At 52.6% G+C, this 20,540-nt stretch carries 16 protein-coding genes; 3 read left to right on the top strand and 13 right to left on the bottom strand.

What is annotated here, in order from left to right; translation table 11 throughout:
* Positions 1 to 383 precede the first annotated feature (383 nt).
* The 3 genes from SE18_RS04795 to SE18_RS04785 are packed head-to-tail and all read left to right on the top strand — an operon-like array spanning position 384 to position 2,809.
* Positions 384 to 1,130: an SMI1/KNR4 family protein gene (locus SE18_RS04795; protein WP_054533280.1), complete on the top strand. Its 747-nt coding sequence runs from the start codon at positions 384 to 386 to the stop codon at positions 1,128 to 1,130.
* A gap of 3 nt (positions 1,131 to 1,133) precedes the next feature.
* Complete coding sequence (locus SE18_RS04790; RefSeq protein ID WP_054533279.1) at positions 1,134 to 2,414, top strand: FG-GAP repeat domain-containing protein; 1,281 nt, start codon at positions 1,134 to 1,136, stop codon at positions 2,412 to 2,414.
* A gap of 14 nt (positions 2,415 to 2,428) precedes the next feature.
* Positions 2,429 to 2,809 (top strand): hypothetical protein, encoded by a 381-nt coding sequence (locus tag SE18_RS04785; RefSeq protein WP_054533278.1) that lies wholly within the window; start codon positions 2,429 to 2,431, stop codon positions 2,807 to 2,809.
* 152 nt (positions 2,810 to 2,961) lie between these two features.
* Here the strand turns inward: SE18_RS04785 and SE18_RS04780 are convergent, their stop codons facing one another.
* The 13 genes from SE18_RS04780 to SE18_RS04720 form a co-directional block, all read right to left on the bottom strand.
* Complete coding sequence (locus SE18_RS04780) at positions 2,962 to 3,261, bottom strand: DUF2218 domain-containing protein (protein WP_054533277.1); 300 nt, start codon at positions 3,259 to 3,261, stop codon at positions 2,962 to 2,964.
* 482 nt (positions 3,262 to 3,743) lie between these two features.
* Positions 3,744 to 4,556: an ABC transporter ATP-binding protein gene (locus SE18_RS04775; protein ID WP_054533276.1), complete on the bottom strand. Its 813-nt coding sequence runs from the start codon at positions 4,554 to 4,556 to the stop codon at positions 3,744 to 3,746.
* Complete coding sequence (locus SE18_RS04770; RefSeq protein ID WP_083469724.1) at positions 4,553 to 5,656, bottom strand: FecCD family ABC transporter permease; 1,104 nt, start codon at positions 5,654 to 5,656, stop codon at positions 4,553 to 4,555. Before SE18_RS04770 ends, SE18_RS04775 begins: the two co-directional genes overlap by 4 nt.
* A 9-nt stretch (positions 5,657 to 5,665) precedes the next feature.
* Positions 5,666 to 6,676 carry a FecCD family ABC transporter permease gene (locus SE18_RS04765; RefSeq protein WP_054533275.1) on the bottom strand — a complete coding sequence of 337 codons (1,011 nt, stop codon included), beginning with the start codon at positions 6,674 to 6,676 and terminating at the stop codon, positions 5,666 to 5,668.
* A gap of 740 nt (positions 6,677 to 7,416) precedes the next feature.
* Positions 7,417 to 8,493: an ABC transporter substrate-binding protein gene (locus tag SE18_RS04760; RefSeq protein WP_054533274.1), complete on the bottom strand. Its 1,077-nt coding sequence runs from the start codon at positions 8,491 to 8,493 to the stop codon at positions 7,417 to 7,419.
* 28 nt (positions 8,494 to 8,521) lie between these two features.
* Complete coding sequence (locus tag SE18_RS04755) at positions 8,522 to 12,760, bottom strand: non-ribosomal peptide synthetase (RefSeq protein WP_054533273.1); 4,239 nt, start codon at positions 12,758 to 12,760, stop codon at positions 8,522 to 8,524.
* Positions 12,753 to 13,610: an isochorismatase family protein gene (locus tag SE18_RS04750; protein ID WP_054533272.1), complete on the bottom strand. Its 858-nt coding sequence runs from the start codon at positions 13,608 to 13,610 to the stop codon at positions 12,753 to 12,755. The genes SE18_RS04755 and SE18_RS04750 overlap by 8 nt, the downstream gene beginning before the upstream one ends.
* Positions 13,611 to 13,624: 14 nt before the next feature.
* Positions 13,625 to 15,253 (bottom strand): (2,3-dihydroxybenzoyl)adenylate synthase, encoded by a 1,629-nt coding sequence (locus SE18_RS04745; RefSeq protein WP_054533271.1) that lies wholly within the window; start codon positions 15,251 to 15,253, stop codon positions 13,625 to 13,627.
* Positions 15,253 to 16,440 (bottom strand): isochorismate synthase DhbC, encoded by a 1,188-nt coding sequence (dhbC, locus tag SE18_RS04740; protein WP_054533270.1) that lies wholly within the window; start codon positions 16,438 to 16,440, stop codon positions 15,253 to 15,255. Before dhbC ends, SE18_RS04745 begins: the two co-directional genes overlap by 1 nt.
* A 37-nt stretch (positions 16,441 to 16,477) precedes the next feature.
* Positions 16,478 to 17,362: a 3-deoxy-7-phosphoheptulonate synthase gene (aroF, locus tag SE18_RS04735; protein ID WP_083469728.1), complete on the bottom strand. Its 885-nt coding sequence runs from the start codon at positions 17,360 to 17,362 to the stop codon at positions 16,478 to 16,480.
* Entirely contained in the window at positions 17,355 to 18,149 is a 795-nt protein-coding gene (locus SE18_RS04730; protein ID WP_201783472.1) for a 2,3-dihydro-2,3-dihydroxybenzoate dehydrogenase, read from the bottom strand. The genes aroF and SE18_RS04730 overlap by 8 nt, the downstream gene beginning before the upstream one ends.
* 623 nt (positions 18,150 to 18,772) lie before the next feature.
* Positions 18,773 to 19,759, bottom strand: a complete 987-nt coding sequence (locus SE18_RS04725) for an aldo/keto reductase (protein WP_054533268.1) — start codon at positions 19,757 to 19,759, stop codon at positions 18,773 to 18,775.
* 34 nt (positions 19,760 to 19,793) lie between these two features.
* On the bottom strand, positions 19,794 to 20,252 hold the full coding sequence (locus SE18_RS04720) for a hypothetical protein (RefSeq protein ID WP_054533267.1): 459 nt from the start codon (positions 20,250 to 20,252) through the stop codon (positions 19,794 to 19,796).
* Positions 20,253 to 20,540 lie beyond the last annotated feature (288 nt).

Raw genomic sequence — 20,540 nt, 5'->3', positions numbered from 1 at the left:
GCTGCGGACGCAGCACCCATCAGTTGGAAAGGTGCAATTTTGGCGATAAAAAATCCGCTGATGCCAGATGGCCATCGGAGCGGAGCAGTTCGTCAAATGTGTGATGTTGAGCAAACATCGTGCTGTCATTCGTTTCAGTTCGTTTCGACAACTCGCGTAGTATAGCAGCATTCTTGAAGCGTGTCAAATGCCACATTCCTGATCCACGAAGCGCACGAAGGCGCACGAAGGCTCAGAACCGCGAAGGACGCGAAGGACGCGAAAAGAGAGGGGCTTTTAGCTATGAAATTCAGGTTTTGACTTCTGACTTCTGACTTCATTCTTTTGGTTTTTGCCTTTATAATTGATGATCTCGCTCCATCGAGAGATTGGGAGAATCTCATATGCACACAACCTATATGCATGAACTGGCGCGTTTTGTGGCGCAAACAAAGGTGGTTGCGACTGTTGCAGGGGTTGATGAAGCAACGCTCAGCGCGCTGGAACAACGCCGTGGCTATCAGTTGCCAGCCTGTTATCGCGCCTTTTTGCACACTTTTGGCAATACCAACACCCACAGTTGGTTTGATGGCGATTATGCGGCCATCGATCATTTTGATGAAACGTTTGAAGTCATTCAAGATTTGATTGCTGAAGGCTCAATCCCCTGGTTAGACGACCCGTTGATGCTGCCATTTACCCAACATGATGGCTACGTTATCTATTATCTTCGGCGTGATGATGGTGATGATCCAGCGGTTTTTTGCGTTATTTCAGGCGATGAAACTACTCCGGCAGAATGCAGTCAACTTGCCCCAACCTTCTCGATTTGGCTGCGTGATAATGCTTTTGCTTCGATCGAACGCCGATCATGGTCTGATGCCTACATACACTATATTCGCCAGCCTGATGGTACAGTTGAGGAACGCAGCAAGCTTGCAATTCAGCGTATGCAGGAATATAGCAAGCTCTATGAGCATTTTAGCGCTCAATCGTATCAAACAGACATCCAAAATCAACACTTAACAGCTCCTTGGGATTTTGCAAGTGCTTGGGTGGCTATGTTTCGCCAAAGCGATCTCTATCAACGGATGCAAACATTGCATATGCCGATCCCTTTCAGTTGGGTGCGGTTAACAGGAGAGAATTGATCAATGAAAAGGTTTTCAAGCAACAAGCTGGGGGCAATTATTGGAATTGTGGGGATGCTCGTGGGCTGTACATCCAACCAAACAGCTCTTTCGAATGCCAACAATAGTAGCCCGACCACCCAACCAACAGAGCGTATATACCCAACCGCTTGGCCGACCTCAACTCCTTATATTCAAGCAAGCTACGCAACCCCAATGCCAACAACCTTGCCGAGCGACTGGCCGCTGCCACCAACAGCGCCAGTTTCGGTAACCGAATATGTCGATCTGCTGACCGATTTTGTCAATGCGCAACCAAGCAATCGCGAGCAATTGGACGCGCTATTAAATGCATGGGCAGAACAACATCAATCAACCAACGCAGCTAAAATCATTGGCCAACAATATCGCACTGTTGATTTGAATAATGATGCCCAGGCCGAAATTCTAATTACGCTGCCTGCTGGCTATCCACCAGTGCTCATCCTTTTAACTCTTGATGCGAATGGAGTTTATCAACCGAACTGGACATTATTAACTGATCAAGCCAATGGCTATCGGATTTGGCTGGTGCGTGATCTGACGAATGATGGCAAACCAGAAATTGTTGTGCACAATGCTGGATGTGGGGCACATACATGCTCCGAATCGATTAATATTGTGCAGTGGCAAGCAGCGAAGTTTCATTCAATTTTAGATCTGAGCGCAACCAATCCAACCATGAATTGGGCCGATCTCAACGCTGATGGCACGTTCGAATTAATCATTAACCGTGGCAAAGTTGGCTCAGATGGCGCGGGCATTCAGCGCAAGCAAACCGAAATTTATGCTTGGGATGGCGAGCGCTATACGCTTAGCTCAATCACGCCCGACCCAATTGATTCGCAACATCCCTATTGGCTGTTGCTTGATGGATTTGCAGCCTTGGAAAATGATGATTATGCATTAGCTCAAATATTATTCATTGCTGCGGCCAATGCTCAAGCACCCTATCCAGCAATTGGCATCGAGGGCAACGAGCTTGAGTTGACTAGCGCAATCGCCCGCTTTCAAACGTTATACACAGCCTTATTAGCAGGCGATGAAGCAACTGCCCAAGCCTTTTATGCCCAAACCCAACAGAGTGATGCTGATGATAAACAATGGGCAGCAGCATTTATGTCAATCCATCAACAAACTGCCGATCTACAAGCAGCCTGCACGGCGGCCCAAAATAGCGTTGCAGCAGATCAATATTTGACTGGGTTTAGCTATCAGCACCGCGCTTTGCCAATTCAATCGTTACTGTGTGGGCGCTTACCTTAATAAGGGAATATCATATGTCGCAGTCATTTCTAACCGCAGCACTTAGCAATGAGCACTACATCCTTCAAGTTGCGGTTGATTTTGTGCCAGCATTGGTCAAAACCCAACTCCAAGCTGTGCATAAAACGTTGTTAGCCATCCTTACACATCCCTATGCATCTGACCCTGAACTAGAATGTATTGGACTTGGCTCAATTATGGTAAATCAGAAGAATTTAGCCTTTGAATTATGTTTTATCAATAGCAATTATGCTGAATATCAACACCATAAACGCATAAATTTCCTGTTCTATCTTTTGGCATCGGTTGATCAACAATTTCCAATTGATCACAATCAGTTACCTCATAATTTGAGCCAATGGATTGAGTACTATCCAAAAGAGTATACCGATTAACTGATAAAAAAGCCCCTCAGCATGCAGTGCTAAGGGGCTACTGGATTTAGTTGATCCACAAAGAGTACAAAAGGAAGAAGGCTATCGGGTTTTTGATTTTTGACTTTTGCCCTTTGATTTCATCCCTCATCCCTCATCCCTCATCCTTTGCGTTAGCCTTCGACTTGAGTTGCGTCCGCTTGCCATTCGATTTTGAGTTTTTCGCGGAAGGCGAATTGTTCAAAGTGTTCGTCCATGATGTGTTGGATGGCGGCGATCGCTTCGGGGGTTTCAGCGTTAATTACAAAAGTTAGTTGCTCAGCTTCGGCGTGCATAGCACACGTGCCCATCGCAAAATAGGCCATGCCTTGCTGATCGTCGTATTCGACCTTGATTTTGTGGGCGTAGTGTTTGCATAATTTTTTGATGTAGCTCGAACCAAGTGCGGTCGGAATGGTTGTATGTGATTGCATAATATGCTCCTTATAAAGATTGGTTGATTGATCCACAAAGGACACGAAGATCCACGAAGGGAAGTAAGCCTATGGTTGCCTTCATTGCAAATGATTTTATTTAGCTGTGATGAATGTTCATTAATGGTTCGCCACCCTTCCGTCCCTCCGCTGGAGGGAGATGCAGGGGGTGTGCATCCCCCTGCACCCCCTAATGTTTGTGTGTTGGATTATTTTTAAGGTTCTTCACTTTAACCTTTGTGCTCTTCGTGGTTTCGCAGCTTTGTATAATTCATGGTTTTTGTTTCTCCACCCTTCCGTCCCTCCGCTGGAGGGAGACGCAGGGGGTTTTCATCCCCCTGCACCCCCTAATATTTGTGTATTGGATTATTTTTAAGTTTCCTTCACCCTAACCTTCGTGTTCTTCGCGGTTCCTCGTTGCTTGCTCTGCGTCTCCGCGTTAAACCTAGCCCCTGAATCCTGACCCCTATGTTCTCCCTCTCTCATTCTTCTAATTTCTCGATGCTGCGTTGGACACCAACAATAATTGGTGTTCCACTCACAGGATCGGGAATTAATCGGCAGTGCACACCATAGAGTTGATGAATTAATTCGGGCGTAACGATGGCTTTAGGTGCTCCAGCAGCGATAATTGTGCCAGTTCGCATGGCAATCAGATGATCGGCATAGCGACAAGCACTCGCCAAATCGTGCACCACCATCACCACAGTTTTGCCCTCGGCTGCTAATTGGCGAATCAGCTCGAAGACTTCGATCTGATGGCCAAGATCAAGCGCCGCAGTTGGCTCATCGAGCAGCAGCAAGGGTGTAGCTTGAGCCAGCGCCATAGCAATCCAAGCTCGTTGGCGTTGACCACCAGAGAGCGTGGTTAGCGGACGATCGGCCATGCTGCTCAGATCGGCAGTAGCAATCGCCTCGACAACCGCCTGTTGATCATCTTTTGACCATTGGCGTAATAAGCCAGTATGCGGGTGGCGGCCAAAACGCACCAAATCGGCCACAGTCATGCCGTCGGGCGCAACCCCATCTTGGGGCAGCAAGGCTAATGATTGAGCCATCTCACGCGGCGAAAGGCGGGCAATATCACGGCCATCGAGCAAAATTTGGCCTTGCTTAGCCGGATGCAATTTGGCCAAACCTGCTAATAAGGTTGATTTGCCACAGCCATTTGGGCCAATAATTGCCGTAACTTGACCATGGGGAATTTCAGCATTCAGTTGGTCGATAATCGTTGTGCGTTGGTAGCCCAAGACCAAATTTTGGGTTTGCAAAGCCGCTGGGGGAGAAACACTCATAATTGTTTGCCTCTCGGGGTTCGCAACAGGAACCATAATAAGTAGGGGCCGCCAACCAAGGCGGTCACAATGCCGACCGGAATTTCAGTTGGGCTGAACAAGGTGCGCCCAAGCAAATCGGCCAGCATGGTAAAACATGCGCCAGCCAAGGCCGCCGGAACAATCGGCACGGTGCGCGGGCCAGCCAAACGCCGACCCAATTCGGGCGCTGCCAAGCCGATCATTCCAACCGGGCCAGCAACTGCCACCGCCAAGCCAGTTAAACTACCAGCCAACAAAATCGTAAACAGGCGCAGGCGATTGACCCGCACGCCCAAACTTTGGGCCACCGCGTCGGGCAAGCGCACCAAATTCAGGCGTTTGCCCACAATCACGGCCAGCGGCAACATCACCACCACGCCCCAAGCCAGCAAGGTTACCACTACGCCCGAACGATTATTCAAACTGCCGACCGTCCAAGGAAACGCCGTGTTAGCAGCGTCGATGGGTGCTCGCGCCAGCATCAAATTAGTAGCAGCGCCACAAATTGAGCCTAAACCAAGCCCAGTGATGAGGAAGCGATAGCCACGTGTGCCAGCCCCACCACTCAAAGCAAACGTCAATGAAAGCATCGTTATTGCGCCAGTTAATGCCATTGCCGAAGGCGCTAGGGTTGTGCTGACCGCCACGACTGAAGCGACTGCAAAGGCCGTCGCCGCATTATCGATCCCAATCGTATCGGGGTTGGCCAGCCGATTACGGCTCAAGGTTTGCAATAAGCAGCCAGCCATGCCCAAGGCAGCGCCAGCCATCCCACCGCCCAAAACCCGCGTCAGGCGTAAATCGCGCACAATAAAAATAGTTTTGGTTTCGCCTTGATTGAATAGTGCAGCCAAAGCATCAAATGGTGCAATTTTGACCGTGCCACTGCCAAGGCTCAGGCCAACCAAAACAATTGTGGCAAGCAGCAACAGCAAACTCGCCAGCCAAGCCCGTCGATCCAACAAGAGGCTGAAACGGCCAAAGCTCAGCACCCACAAGCCTGCTGGCCGCCCATTAAACGCTGTTGGTGCTGAAATATCGTGAGCAGCACTCGTTGAGGTCATTGAAAGTCGATCCATGACGTTCTCCTAGAGTGCTGGCAAGCGTTGGCTACGCACAATCAAAACCAAAATTGGCGCACCAATCAGGGCTGAAATCACGCCCAGCGGGGTTTCAGTAGGTCGGGCGACAATCCGCGAAAGCACATCAGCAAGCAAAACGAAACTTGGGCCAAGCAACACAGCCACAATCAAGGCGCGGCGAATATCCGGCCCGACAATCGCCCGCGCGGCAATCGGCACAACCAGCCCAACAAAGCCAATTGGGCCAGCCATCGCCGTGGCCGAGCCAACTAATAAGGCAACACTAATCATCACGCCTGTACGGACTAACTTCGGGCGTTGGCCAAGCCCGCTGGCAACTTTTTCGCCCAAAGCGAGCGCCGCCAATGGCCTCGCCAACAGCAAGGCAACCGCCAAACCCAATAATAATACAGGAATCGCAGGCTGGATGCTGCTCAAGTTGCGACCAGCAATCGCACCAATCGTCCAAAAGCGCACTTCATCAGCAGTCCGTTGATCGGTCAAAAGAATCACCGATGAAACTGCTGCCAACATACTGCTCAAGGCAGCACCTGCGAGCACCAAACGAATTGGATCATCGCCAAGGCCGCTCATGCGGGCTACGCCTAAGGCCACGCTACAGCCAAACAACGCCCCAACAATCGCAATCCAAACTTGCAAATTATCGAGGCTTGCGCCAAGCGCGATTGAAATGACGACCGCGGTTGCTGAGCCAGCGCTTACGCCCAACAAGCCAGGTTCGGCCAAGGGATTACGCGCCGCCGATTGAAGGAGTGCGCCAGCAGAGCCAAGAGCAACCCCAACCAAACAGCCAATAATGGTGCGTGGAACACGTAAATCGAGCACGGTCATACGCGCTTGCTCATCGCCTGTGCCTTGCAGTACCGCCAACACTTGAGCAAAGCCAATTGCGTTATCTGAGCCAATGCCCAGGCTCAATAAAACAACAATTGCCAACAAGCCTAGGGCTGCCAGCACTCCAATGAGCATGCGTCGCGAGAGAAAAGTCGTAGCCATGTATCAGTTTCCCAAGAATGTTTTAATTTGGGGTCGGTTGCTGGGGCTGGGATTGGGAAAGCAGAAACTATGTTTAGCCACAGATTGACACAGATGCCACTGATTATTCTGCTACCACAATCGAACCAATCCCCGATCCCCACCAACCAATCCCCAGTTAGGGATTTTCCACCCTTCCGTCCCGCCAGCGGGAGACGCAGGGGGTTTTCATCCCCCTGCACCCCCTAATATTTACATTGAGGATTGTTTTTGTTTATCACACTCCCCAATATTTGTACCTTTTACGGTTTCTCTCTCCTCTTCTTCGTGGCCTTCGCGTGCTTCGCGGTTTCGGCTCTCTAGTCTTTTATTGTCCACCCTTCCGTCCCGCCAGCGGGAGACGCAGGGGGTTTTCATCCCCCTGCACCCCCTAATATTTACATCGAGGATTGTTTTTATTCAGCACAATCCCCAATATTTGTACCTTCTACGGTTTCTCTCTCCTCTTCTCGTGGCCTTCGCATGCTTCGCGGTTTCGGCTCTCTAGTCTTTTATTGTCCACCCTTCCGTCCCGCCAGCGGGAGACGCAGGGGGTTTTCATCCCCCCTGCACCCCCTAATATTTACATTGAGGATTGTTTTTATTCAGCACAATCCCCAATATTTGCACCTTTTACGGTTTCTCTCTTCTGATCATCAACCTTCGTGTTCTCCGCTGTTCCTGTTCTCCTGAACCCTAACCCCTAGCCTCTGATCCCGCGCTTATTGGGCAGCAGGAACGTTGGCTACAATGTCGCTCAAAATGGCATCGGCGGCCAATGGGCCGAACGCGCTACTCCAGAGTTGGGCATTGACAGCGATAACTTGCTTGGCTTTTTCGGCTTTCAATTGGCTGAATGCTGCTTGGTTGCGAGCGCCAGCCAAAGCGGTGTCGCCTTCGGCGTTGAAGGTGGCCACAAACAACCAGTCGGTATCAACGGTTGCCAATTGCTCCAAGCTCAACACATCGGTGTGCGGTGCATCGGTGCCTAAGTCGATTGAAACTTGGGGCAAGGTCAAGCCCAATTCTTCAATCAAAACAACAGCTGGCAACAAGCGACCCATCACCAATGGGCCTTGGGGCATCCAGCGGATAACTGCGCCAGTTGTGCCTGCTTTGATTGCCAATTTGGTTTTGGCATCAGCAACTTTAACATCGAACTCTTTCAACCATGCTTCGAGTTCGCTGGTTTTGCCCAAGGCTGCTGCATATTCGCCAGCTGCATCTTTCCAAGCACCAATGCCGTTGGTTGGCACGATGGTTGGAGCGATGGCGCTCAATTTTTTAAAGGTTTCTTCGTCGATCCGGTTGTGGGTCAAAATCAAATCGGGATTTGCAGCAATTACTGCCTCGAAATTGATTTCGCCAGGGTTGCCGACGATCGCAATCCCTGGCACTTTAGCGGCAATATAAGGTGCAACGCCGTCGGTCAAGCGTGAGCTAATGCCACCAACTGGGATAATACCCAAGGCCACAGCGGTGTCCAACGCGCCTTCATCAAGCGTAACCAACCGAGCAGGAGTTGCTGGCACTTCGACCGTGCCATAGCGAGTTTCAATGCTGCGGGTAGCGCTAGCACTGGTTTCTGTAGTTGCTTCGACGGTTGGCGCTTCAGTTGCGGCTGGTACTTCAGTTTCCGCTGGCACTTCGCTTCCTGGAGGAGGAATGGTTGCTGCTGAAGCCTCGGTTGCCGCAGGGGCGGTGGTGGCGGTTGGAGCCGTGGTCGAGCCACAAGCAGCCAACGTCACAAGCGCGAGTAAGGCCAATAACGAACGAAAACGAACTGAAAGGGATGTCATTGGTGTAATTCCTTTGTATGCTAAAAATTTAGCGTATACCAATACTAGTCTGGCGTAAATCGGGCGCGGGCAACAAACCCGTCCGAATACACCGCTCAAGATAGCCAAAGAAGCGCTCGCGATCGATCACAGGCACGGCGATGCCATGCGCTGCCAGCGTTTGCAGCAAGCGTTTGTTTTCAATCGTACCAATTGCGCTGGGCAGTTCCCCGCCATCAGCCTGGCGCTCAAAGAAGGTCAGCGTTGCCTGACTCATCGCATCGTCGGCGTTACGCAACGCTTGATACCATTGCTCAACCCTGCACAATTGCACGGCATAGCCATACTCGCCAACCCAGCCCAAAAGTTGGGCAAAGCTGATTGGTTCGCTAGGCGCAAGGTTATACACTCGCACCCCGCGATGATTACGGCTCAATTGCACGACTGTCTGTGCAGCAAAATCAACTGGATTCCAGATTTCCTCGACAGGCAGGCTGGGCAACAAGCCACGTGGCACACCTGCTTGGACAATCCGCCAGAATAAATCATCTTGATTGACGAAATTGCTTTGATTTGGGCCAACCACCCGCCCCAAACGATAGACGGCGACGGGCAAACCACGAGTAGCCGCTTGTTCGAGCAAGCGTTCGGCAACCCATTTGCTTTGACTGTAACCATCGCGTAGGCCAGCATGCGCCGCCACAAAATCTTCGGGCACGCGGTGCATCACGCTTTGCGGTGGCGAAACCGCCAAGGTTGAAACGTAATGCACCGGTGTGCACCGCACCGCTGCCAAGCGCACAATTTCGCTGGTCGCGTTGACATTAACCGCCCGCAAACTGCTATATTCGCGCACCACGCTGACCACCGCTGCATTGTGATAAATCAAATCACAACGATCAATCAAGCTTTGCCATTGTTGATCGTCAAGCCCAAATTGAGTCTGAGCCAAATCGCCCTGCCAAGCCTCAACCCGCTCGCTAAGCTGATCGGTTGTTAATTCGTAGTGATTCAAGCTAGCTTGCAAGCGATCAAACGCTGCCGCGCTCGAATCCGCCCGCACCAAGCAAATCACGTTGGTGGTGGTTGTGCTGAGCAATTCAGCCAACAGATGCGCCCCGACAAAGCCAGTTGCCCCAGTCAATAGCACGGTTTGGATTGGCCGTGGCTGGGCATTCAGTTGTTTGGGCACAATCTGCTCAGGCAAGTTGGCATCGCTCAAAAATTGTGGCGCGGCCTCAGCAGCCTGCTCACATTCAGGGTCGAGCGCTTGCGCCAAGCCAGCAATCGTGGGATAGCGGAAGATCAAGGCGGCGGTTACTTCGCGACCCAAGGCCATACCCAAACGATTGGCAACCTGAATGGTTTGCAGTGATTGACCGCCCAAGCCAAAGAAATCGGCTTCGTCGTTCAACTCGCTTTGGCCCAAAACTTCGGCCCAAACTTGGCGAATCAAGCTAGCAGTATCATTCGCAGTAGCGGACACGACGGGCACTGGCGCTAAACCCGCCACAGCCTTGCGGTCAATTTTGCCTGCGCTACTGCGTGGCAAGCGTTCAACAATCGTGATTGCCGTTGGAACGACCGCTGCTGGTAGATACTTGCTGGCGTGATTGCGCAATTCAGTAACGCTCAAGACCGAATCGCTGACCACAACCGCCGCAAACAAGCGCTTGCTGACATTGCCAAGCTGCTGGCCAATGACTGCTACTTCGCGCACCGCCTCATGGCGCAAAAAGACCGATTCAACTTCGGCGGGCGTTACACGCTGGCCGCTAATTTTGAATTCGTCGTCGCTGCGCCCTACAAACTGCAACTGACCATCAAGCAAGCGCACCCGATCGCCAGTACGATAGGCGCGCGGATCATTAGGCAATTGGCTGAGTTGGCCAAAATTCAGCGCATCCAAATCGGGGCGTTGATAGTAGCCCGTTGCCAAGCCATTGCCCAGCAAATACAAATCGCCAACATCGCCTGCAAAAATCGGCTGCTGGTCGCTGCTCAAAATGGCTGCTTGCACCCCAGCCAATGGTCGGCCAATCGTAATCGGTTGATTGGGATCGCTCAATTCGGCCACGGTTGCTACTACGGTCGCCTCGGTGGGGCCATAGGTATTGAATAAACGCACATTCGGCGCAACCACGTTCAACCAGCCACGAACCCGCTCTGGCAGCGCTGCCTCGCCGCCGATAATTACCACCCGCAGGCATTCGGGCAACTGCACCGAACCTTGGGCCACACTATCAGCTAATTCATGCCAAAAAGCGGTCGGCAAATCGAGCACGCTAATCGCATGCTGTTGGCAAGCCGCCACAAAACGCTGCAACGATTCAAGCATGGCATCGTTGCGCAGCACCAAGGTTGCACCTTGGCACAACGTCACGAAAATTTCCTCGACGCTTGCATCAAAGGCCAATGGAGCGAATTGCAGTACCCGATCATCTTGATTAATCGCGTAACACTCAGCCGCTGCCTGCACAAAACCAGCCAAAGCCTGATGGCTAATCACGACACCTTTTGGCTCGCCAGTCGAGCCAGAGGTATACATGATGTAGGCAGGTTGGGCCAAATCGACCCGTGCCTCGAACCATGCATTGGCCTTGCTCAGCTGCTCGACCAACAGCAAATTGGGCAGATCAAAGGCTTGTTGCGCCAACACCAAGGCTGGTTGGGCTTGGGCGACGACACTTGCCAAGCGGCTTTGCGGCCATTGCGGGTCAAGTGGCAGATAGGCAGCGCCACAGCAGAGCGTCGCTAAGATCGCCACAATTGCCTCGCGGCTACGCGGTAAAGCCACGCCAACCACGCTGCCAGCAGTTACCCCGCGTTGCACCAATTGGCCAGCCCAAGCATGAACGTGGCTCGCCAACTCGGCATAGCTCAGTTGCTCAGTGTCAGTAACCAAAGCCAAGGCGTGCGGCTGTTGTTTGGCATTGCTCAAAATCTGCTCAATCACGCTAGTCAATGGCAAGCGCAGTTCGCCGCCATCAAGCACAAGCGGCGCTGACAAAACCTGTTGCTCAGCTACAGGTATGCTTGGATTGGCCAGCCAGCCATTTAATAGTTGTTGAATTGCCGCAAAATGATATTCAAGCGCTGCTTGGCTATAGCAAGCAGGATTGGCCTCAAGCGTCAGATACAGTTGATTGCCACGCAAAATCACGTTGAAGGCCAAATCTTCGACAGGGCCAGCGGTAAGCGCGGTGCTCTGAGCTTGGCAATTGCCAAAATTCAGCGGATGATCGAAGGGCATAATATTGACGACTGGCCCGAACAAGCGCCGCCCAGCGCCAACAAAACCCAAATCGCGGCGCAATTGTTCGTAACGATAGCGGCCATGCTTGCGGAAGGCATTGCGTTCTGCAGCAACCACGGCGGTCAATTGGCCTAAATCATGATCGGCAGCAATATTGAGGCACAGCGGCACAATATTCATCGCCATACATGGCACGCGCAACGCTACCGAACCCAAGCGGCTCATCAACGGCATGCCCAAAACCACGCTTGCACTGTTGTTCCAGCGGGCGAGATAGGCTGCCACCACCGCCATCAAGGCATCGGGCCATGTGCTGCGAGTTGGTTTGGCAATCGCGGTTAATCGTTCGATCAAGTCGCTGGCCAAGGCGGTGCTCAAGCGAATGCTACGCGGTTGCGATAAGCCAGTTTGCTGGGTCAAGCTAACGATCTGTGGGTTCGAGGCAAAACGATTGACCCAAAACTCGCGATCAAGCGTGGCTTGAATCGAGGCTTGATAGGCCTGATCTTCAGCAATCACTGGGGCTAATGCGCCAAAGCTTGGGCTGAGCGTGGCCTTGGTTTGCAGCGCCGAGTAGATTTCGGCAACGCGCTTGGTGAGCAAGGCAAAACTATAGCCATCTAAGGCAATGTGATGCGCCCGCAAATACCATAAAACCTGATCATCGGCAAGCTGCAAAATCGCCGTGTTAAACAACGGGCCTGCCGCCAGATCGACCACATTGCCCAAATCGTGCTGCATCAAAGCCATGGCTCGTGCTTCAGCATCGGGCAAATCGCGCAAATCATGCACGGTCAGGTTGATTGGCTGTGGCTCGATCACTGCATATGGTTGCCCAGCTTCAACGTCAAAGCGCAAATGCAGGGTTTCGGTTTCAGCAAAGGCCTGCTCAATCGCAGCGCTCAAATTGGTCAGATCAACTGCACCGCGCAGGGTCACATATTCGGCTGTGTTATACAGCGGACTACTCGGATCAAGCTGTTGACCCAGCCAAATGCCATGTTGTGCCGCCGATAGCGCCAGCTTAGCCATGAGTTTGCTCCAAATTTTGGGCGGCAAAACGGCGTTGCCACCATTCGGCTAAAGTTGGGGTTTCGGCCAATTCAGCAAAACCAACTTCGCAGCCTGCTGCTCGCCAGCGCTCGGCCAAGGTCATCAAGCGCACTGAATCCAAGCCCCAATCGAGCAAGTTATCATCAGGGCCGATGCTTGCAATATCATCAAGCAAATCGTGCAACTCACTGCGTAATTGGTTGTAGCCCAATTCGCGTACCAATTGCTCGGTCGTGGTGACCACAGCGCAACGCCCAGCGGCGTATTGCAAGGCCATACGATGCTCATCAAGGGTAAAATCTGCGACTGCATCGGCCACAAAAAATGGCTGAATATCTTGCATAAAGGCATCGCAGGCGGTCAACAAACAGCCAAGATGAGCATAAACCCCACACACAATTAATTGATCGCGGCCAGCTTCACGCAACAATTCACGCAATGGCGTGCGTTGAAATGCGCTATACCGCCATTTGGTGATCACCTGATCGCCATCACGGGGTGCAAGCGGCGCGACAATCTCTGGTGGCGTGCCAGTGCTCAAGCCTTTGCCCCAAAATGTGCTCAACAAGCCGCGATCTTCGGGCGCTTGGTCGCCTGGTTGGGCCGAATAAAACACCGGAATGCCCAGGGCATGAGCGTGATCGCGCAAGCAGGCAATTGAATGCAACACGCTGCTAATTGGTTCTTCGCCAGCAGGAAAAGCATCGACAAAATAATTTTGCAAATCGTGAATTAACAAGGCGACGCGCTGTGGCTCGGCGGCCCAATTTGCGCGGTTAGTTGGTAATTCAGTTGGAATTGCATAGGCTGCAATTGATGGTAATGCCATGGCTCTGTATCCTTCTAGGCTGGCACACTACCAGCGCTTAATTGCTCACGTAACAGCCGTTTGTTGATCTTGCCAACCCCAGTTTTGGGCAAACTCGCCACGATTTCGACCAGATCTGGCAATTTGTATTCGGCAAGCCCACGGCTGCGCAAAAATTGCACCACCTCGCGGCGGTTGATATTCACGCCGTTGCTGACGATCACAGCACACGTGCGCTCGCCCAAAAATCGGTCGGGCAAGCCAACGAGTGCCACATCGTGAATCGCTGGGTGATTGAGCAAATGTTGCTCGATTTCTTCGGCAGCGACTTTTTCGCCACCACGATTGATTTGATCTTTGGCACGGCCCTCGACTGAAACATAGCCAGCAGCATTCAGCCGAGCCAAATCGCCAGTCCGATAAAAACCGTCGCTGGTAAAAGCCCGTTGATTATGTTCAGCTGCTTGATAGTAGCCGCGAATCGTGTAGGGGCCACGGGTAATCAGGTGGCCAAGCTCACCAAGCGGCACATCATTATCTTCATCATCAACAATTCGCACTTCATCCAACGGCGAAATTGGCCGCCCTTGGGTGTGGCAAATCAACTCAGCCGGATCATTAAGTCGCGTGTAATTGACCAAGCCCTCGGCCATACCATAGACTTGTTGCAATTGGCAACCAAGCTCAGGCTGCACACGGCGGGCGGTATCAGCACCAAATGGCGCACCACCAACCAAAATCTGCTTGAGGCTGGCTAATTCGGCCTTGCGCTTCGCCGCAGCATCGAGCCACAGCAATGCCAGCGGCGGCACCATGCCAGTAATTGTCACGCCTTCGCGGGCAATCAAGGGAAAAGCAACATCAGGGCTTGGTTGTGGCGCAAGCACCACCGTGCCGCCCGCCGCCAACGTTCCCAAAGTACCAGGCGAACTCATTGGAAAGTTATGAGCCATCGGTAGCACGCACAAATAGACGCTGCTGGCATCCAACTCGCAGATTTCAGCGCTGGCCCGCACCGAATACAAATAATCGTCGTGGGTGCGAGCAATCAATTTGGGCACGCCAGTGCTGCCGCCAGAAAGCTGAAACAACGCCACCTCGGCGGGATCAAGCACGGGAAATTGGCTTGGCGCTGCATCAACATCAGCCAAAGCAGTAAATTGCCCAGATTCGCCAACCACCAAAACATGTTCCAACGTTGGCGCAACCGCTTTGACCTCAGCTGCCAAATTGCGATAATCGAAACTACCAACTTTATCGGCAATCACATAGGCCACTGCTTCGCTGTGCTGGCAAAAATAGCCAATTTCGGCCAAGCGATGGGCGGGCAGTGCCATTAATGGAATTGCGCCAACTCGAAAGAGCGCAAAACAAACCACAAACCATTCGGCGCAGTTGGGCAATTGCACAACGACGCGCTGTTTTGGTTGGATGCCAAGCTGTTGCAAGCCCGCCGCCAAGCGATCAACCCGTTGATCAAGCTCGCGATAGCTCCAACGGCGTTCGCCACACACCACCGCAGTTGCCTCGCCAGAGCGTTGCGCCCACTCGCGTAGCGCCTCGCCAAAGGTCTGGCCAACCCAATAGCCAGCCTTGCGATAGCGTTCGGCAAATTCGGCAGGCCAAGCGGTCGTGCCAGCAAGGCCAAGCGTTTGCTCAGCCATTAGGCCACCTCGCCTTCGCTATCAAGGCCCATCGCCAACAACATCGTGCGGAATTTCGCCCCAGTTTCGGCCAACTCGGCTTCAGGCGTTGAGCCAAGCACCACGCCAGCGCCAGCAAATAAACGCAACGATTGATCAACAACTTCGGCACAGCGAATCGTTACAATCCATTCGCCATCACCTTGGGCGTTGCACCAACCAACCATGCCCGTGAAAAAGCCGCGATCAAACGGTTCGATTTCGCGGATGGCAGCGCGGGCGGCCTCGGTAGGCGTGCCACACACTGCTGGAGTTGGGTGCAACGCCAATGCCAGACCTAAAGACGAAGGTGCATCAGGCTTTAATTCGCCAACCAAGGTTGTTGAGAGATGCCACATCGTCGCCGTAGAAATAACGGTTGGTGCTGGCACTTCGAGGTTGCTGCAAAATAGCTCTAACGCCGCTGCCACAGCATCAACCACAACCTTATGTTCGTGTAAATCCTTGGCCGATACCAACAAGCCTGCCGCCCGCCGCGCATCTTCCTCAGGGTCGCTGCTACGCGGAATCGAGCCAGCCAAGGGATTGGCGATCACTTGATTGCCATTGCGCGCCAGCAACAACTCAGGGCTAGCCCCAACCAAAGCGCGGCGGGTTGGCAACGGCACCGCAAAGGTATAGCCAGTTTTGTTGTTGCGCGCCAAGCTTGCCAAAATCAAATTCACATCAAGCGGTGCATCGGCGGTCAATTGTAATGAGCGTGAGAGCACAACTTTTTGCAAATCGCCAGCCTGCATTTTGGCCAAGGCTTGGGCAACACCACGTTTGTAGTGCTCAGGCGCTGGCATTGGTTCGATTGTGCAATGCGGCAAGCGTTGGTTGTGCCAATAGGGCTGCGCTTCGGCATGCAACGGGCCAGCCCAAGCCACCCGCGAAGGCAACGCCAAGTAGGCAGCAGCATCGGGAGCAAAAGGCAACGCGCCAACCACAACCGGATTAACTTCGCCGCTACGTTCAGCTCGTTGCAACGCCTCGTGCACTCGTTGCTCAAGCTCAGGCAAAGCGGTTTGGCTAATCAAATCGACATAGCTTAATTGCGCCAACAAGGTATGGTTGGGCGAGGCAAAGAAAAAGGCCGATTCTGCTTGATAAGTGTCTAGCAATTGCCACGCCGATTCGCGTAGCCGTTCTTGTTCAAAACTGCTCATGATCGTCATCCTTAATTGCGTGCTACATAGCCTCGGCTTAGTTCAGACCCACTTCGCGCGCCACTGGCTGACCAGCTTGAAGCTTGATTTTTTGCATCAAATCAGCAAAGTGTTCGTGGTTCAACGATTGCGGGCCATCGGAGCTAGCGTGATCAGGATCATGGTGGACTTCGATCATCAAGCCATCGCCACCAACTGCCAAGCCAGCCAAGGCCAAGGGTGCAACCAAGTACCATTTGCCAGTGCCATGGCTTGGGTCAACGATCACAGGCAGGTGGCTGCGATGTTTGGCCATCGCCACGGCGTTCAAATCAAGCGTGTTGCGGGTAGCATTTTCAAACGTCCGTATGCCACGCTCGCACAAAATCACGTTGGGATTGCCCGTTGCTAGCACATATTCGGCAGCCAGCAACCATTCTTCAATCGTGCCAGCAGGGCCACGTTTGACCATAACTGGGCGGCCTGTGCGGCCTGCGGCTTCGAGCAAAGCAAAATTTTGCATATTGCGGGCGCCAATTTGAATCACATCGGTGTATTCAGCCACCAATTCCACATCGGCGGTGTTGAGCGCTTCGGTGATAATTGGCAAGCCTGTTTCGGCGCGCGCCTTGGCCAATATTTTCAAGCCCGCTTCGCCCAAGCCACGGAAGGCATATGGTGAGGTGCGAGGTTTGAATGCGCCGCCACGCAGCAGATGCGCGCCAGCTTCAGCCACAGCATAGGCCGTGTTTAACAATTGGCTCTCCGATTCGACCGAGCATGGGCCAGCCATCACGACTGGCTGACCGCCGCCAATCTTGACCGAGCCAAGATCGACAATTGTGGTTTGAGTGGCATCGCTGCGAGCAGCAAGGCGATACGGCGCGGGCTTGGTCGATGCGTTTGCAGTGCTCATGAGCAAAAGATCCTTGTATCTAAGCATCAAGCGTTGCGCCGCCATCAATGCGCAAATCGTGCATCGTGATGTGGCGGGCACGCTCGGAGAGTAAAAAAACAACAGCGTTGGCAATATCGGCAGGCTCGGCAATCCGCCCAAGCGGAATCCCCAAGCGAAATGTTTCTAATGAGCCAGCAATCACTCGTTGCGGGCCAGTTTCGTCGTGCCACAACATGCGTTGCATGGCGGTGTCGGTCGAGCCAGGTGAAACGACATTACAGCGAATGTTATGTTGGGCTACTTCAAGGCCCAAGCACATAGTGAAGGCGGTCGCGGCAGCTTTCGAGGCAGCATAGGCCGCCATCTGCATCCGTGGCACGCCAGCGGCGTTCGAGCCAACCGTCACGATGCTGCCAGCGCGGCGCGGAACCATACGTTGGGCAACCGCCCGCGTCAGGTTGAACACCCCAGTTGCATTCACATCAAGGCTGGTTCTCCAATCGTCGTCGCTTAATTCAACCACCGGAGCCATGCGCAAAATACCAGCAACATTCACCAGCAAGCCAATCGGCCCCGTCTGCTCTTCGATAGCATCGACCAAAGCTGCAACTGCTTGGGCATCGCGTACATCGATCACGCGCGGCGTAAGCTGACCTGCGCCAAGCTCCAAGCGTTGTTTCAATGCTTGCAAGCCAGCCGCTTGCACATCTAAAGCAACCACATGCGCGCCTTGGCGACATAACTCCTCGGCAACTGCCGCCCCAATGCCTTGCGCAGCGCCAGTTACTAGTGCCACTTGGTTTTTCAGTTCGGGGTATTCTGAAAAATGCACACACGCTCCCTAACCGATCAGGCTTTGCCCGCAGTTTGAATGGCAATAACTGACGATGACAGTCGCACATTTTAACCCATTGATTGGGCAAAAACCGCAATTAATCTATCACCAGCATTTGAATTATGTCATTAACACAATTTAGTCGGATATAACTGTTTTTATTCAAGGCGCAGTATACGCAACAGGCCGCTATTTGTCAAACGTAGATTAATAGAATTTGGGGGTCGGTTGTTGGGGGCTGGGGATGAAGAGCATAGAGCATAGAACATAGAGCATAACGTTAGGGGTCAGGGGTTAGGGATCAGCCCTTGGCGAAAGGGGTCAGTGATCAGCGGTCAGAGGCCAGTGATCAGGCTCGGGGCTTTTGGCGCTTGGCGTGGAATAGCACGAACAGAATCCCAAACATCTGTGCCAATCTGTGGCGAAAAAACGTGCTTCGAGCACTTTGTGTCCTTCGCGGTTTCAGGCGCTTGGCGTTGGAATAGCACGAACAGAATCCCAAACATCTGTGCCAATCTGTGGCGAAACCGTGCAATTCGGGGCAAAAAAATAGGCTTCGTGGATCACCTAGACCCACGAAGCATCTCGATCCCCAACCTCCAACCCCCAACCCCCATCATCTACCAACGCGCATGCACCAACGGGCGAATTAGGCGTTCGTAAATTGTTTGGGCCTCGGCCATCGTCGCTGCATCAAGCGGCGCAAGCGCGGCGGCATCAGCATTGGCGCGCATTTGCTCTGGCATTTTGGCCCCAGGAATAGCCGTTGTCACCGCATCGAACATCAGAATCCAGCGTAAGGCAAATTGGGCCATGCTGGCATCGATTGGCACTAAAGCGCGTAATTCCTCGACCGCTTGCAAGCCTGTCGCATAATCAACGCCCGCAAAGGTTTCGCCTTGATCGAAGGCTTCGCCATGGCGATTGTAATTGCGATGATCGCTAGCCTCAAAATTGGTAGCTGCGGTAATTTTGCCCGATAATAAGCCACTCGCCAATGGCACCCGCGCCAAAATGCCAACTCGCTTGGCTTGCGCCGCAGCAAAAAATTGCTCAATCGGTTTGTGGCGAAACAGATTGAAAATAATCTGCACGCTTTGCACATTGGGAAATTCAATTGCCGCCAGCGCTTCGTCAACCCGCTCGACGCTTACGCCGTAGTAGCGCACTTTGCCAGCCCGCACCAAATTATCGAGCACTTCAAAAACTTCGGGCATGGCATAGACTTCGCTTGGCGGGCAGTGGAGTTGCAACAAATCCAGCGCTTCTGTATTGAGATTCTGCAAACTGCGTTCAACAAAGGCGGTTAGGTTTGCGCGATTGTAGCCAGCTGCCGTATGTGGGTTCAAACGGCGCCCAGCCTTAGTTGCCACAATAATCTCGCCTGGGCGTTCGCGCAGCACTTGGGCAATCAAGCGCTCAGAGTGGCCATCGCCATACACATCGGCGGTGTCGATAAAATTCACCCCAGCATCAATCGCCGCATGAATCGTTGCCAGCGAGGTGGCATCGTCGGTTTTGCCCCACGCATCGCCGCCAATCGCCCACGCCCCAAAGCCGATCGATGAAATCTTCCAGCCAGTTCGGCCAAGTTCTCGATAATCCATAAAAACTCCTCAGATTGCTTGGTGTAGCCTGTAATTATTGCTCAATGCGTTGGAGCAGCTGGGTTTGCATTTGGCCTTGCTGGTTGAGCATAACCAAGCTTAGCTGCTCGGCACTCAAGGCATAGGTCACAGTTTGTTGGCTGCCATCAGCGCTGGTTAAGCGCAATTCGGTAGTGCTCAACACCTCGTAGCCCAACGGCTCGCTCGCTAAACCAGTCACCATCCCATCGGCCTGAAACTCCACTACTTGGCTCGTCATTTGCCAACGCCCTTGCACCGTCGGCGCATCATTGACAACCAAATGCCAGATGCCCCAAATGAGCAAGCCAAGCACGACCAACGTCAAAACACTATAAATTGTGCGAATCGAACGCACTCGCGGCGCTAAAATTGTCATACTGACCTCGAAGTTAATCCGCTGCCATTTTAGCAGCAAGTTGCGCTTAATGATCCAGCAATTGATCCACGAAGCGACGCGAAGCACGCGAAGCACGTTTTTTCGCCACAGATTGCCCAGATTGTTTTGATTATTTTCCGCTAGCCTATAGCTTCATCCCTTCGTGCTTTTCGTGGTTAAAATAGCTTTTTGCCTTTTGATTTTCATCCCTTATCCCTCATCCTTCGTTTCTCTGCGCCGCTGCGTTAAATATATATTCTTTGATTTTTGCCTTCTGACTTTTGACTTTTGACTTCTGACTATGCTCTATGTTCTATGCTCTCTGTTCTTTTTGCCTTCTCCATGCTTCTCGCGTACAATAGTGCTACTTTTCCCGCTGTGTGT

Origin of the sequence: Herpetosiphon geysericola, from assembly GCF_001306135.1 — a bacterium.
GTDB lineage: Bacteria > Chloroflexota > Chloroflexia > Chloroflexales > Herpetosiphonaceae > Herpetosiphon > Herpetosiphon geysericola.
The sequence above is the reverse complement of the archived record's forward strand: the minus strand, read 5'-3'. Positions and strand labels throughout refer to the sequence as shown.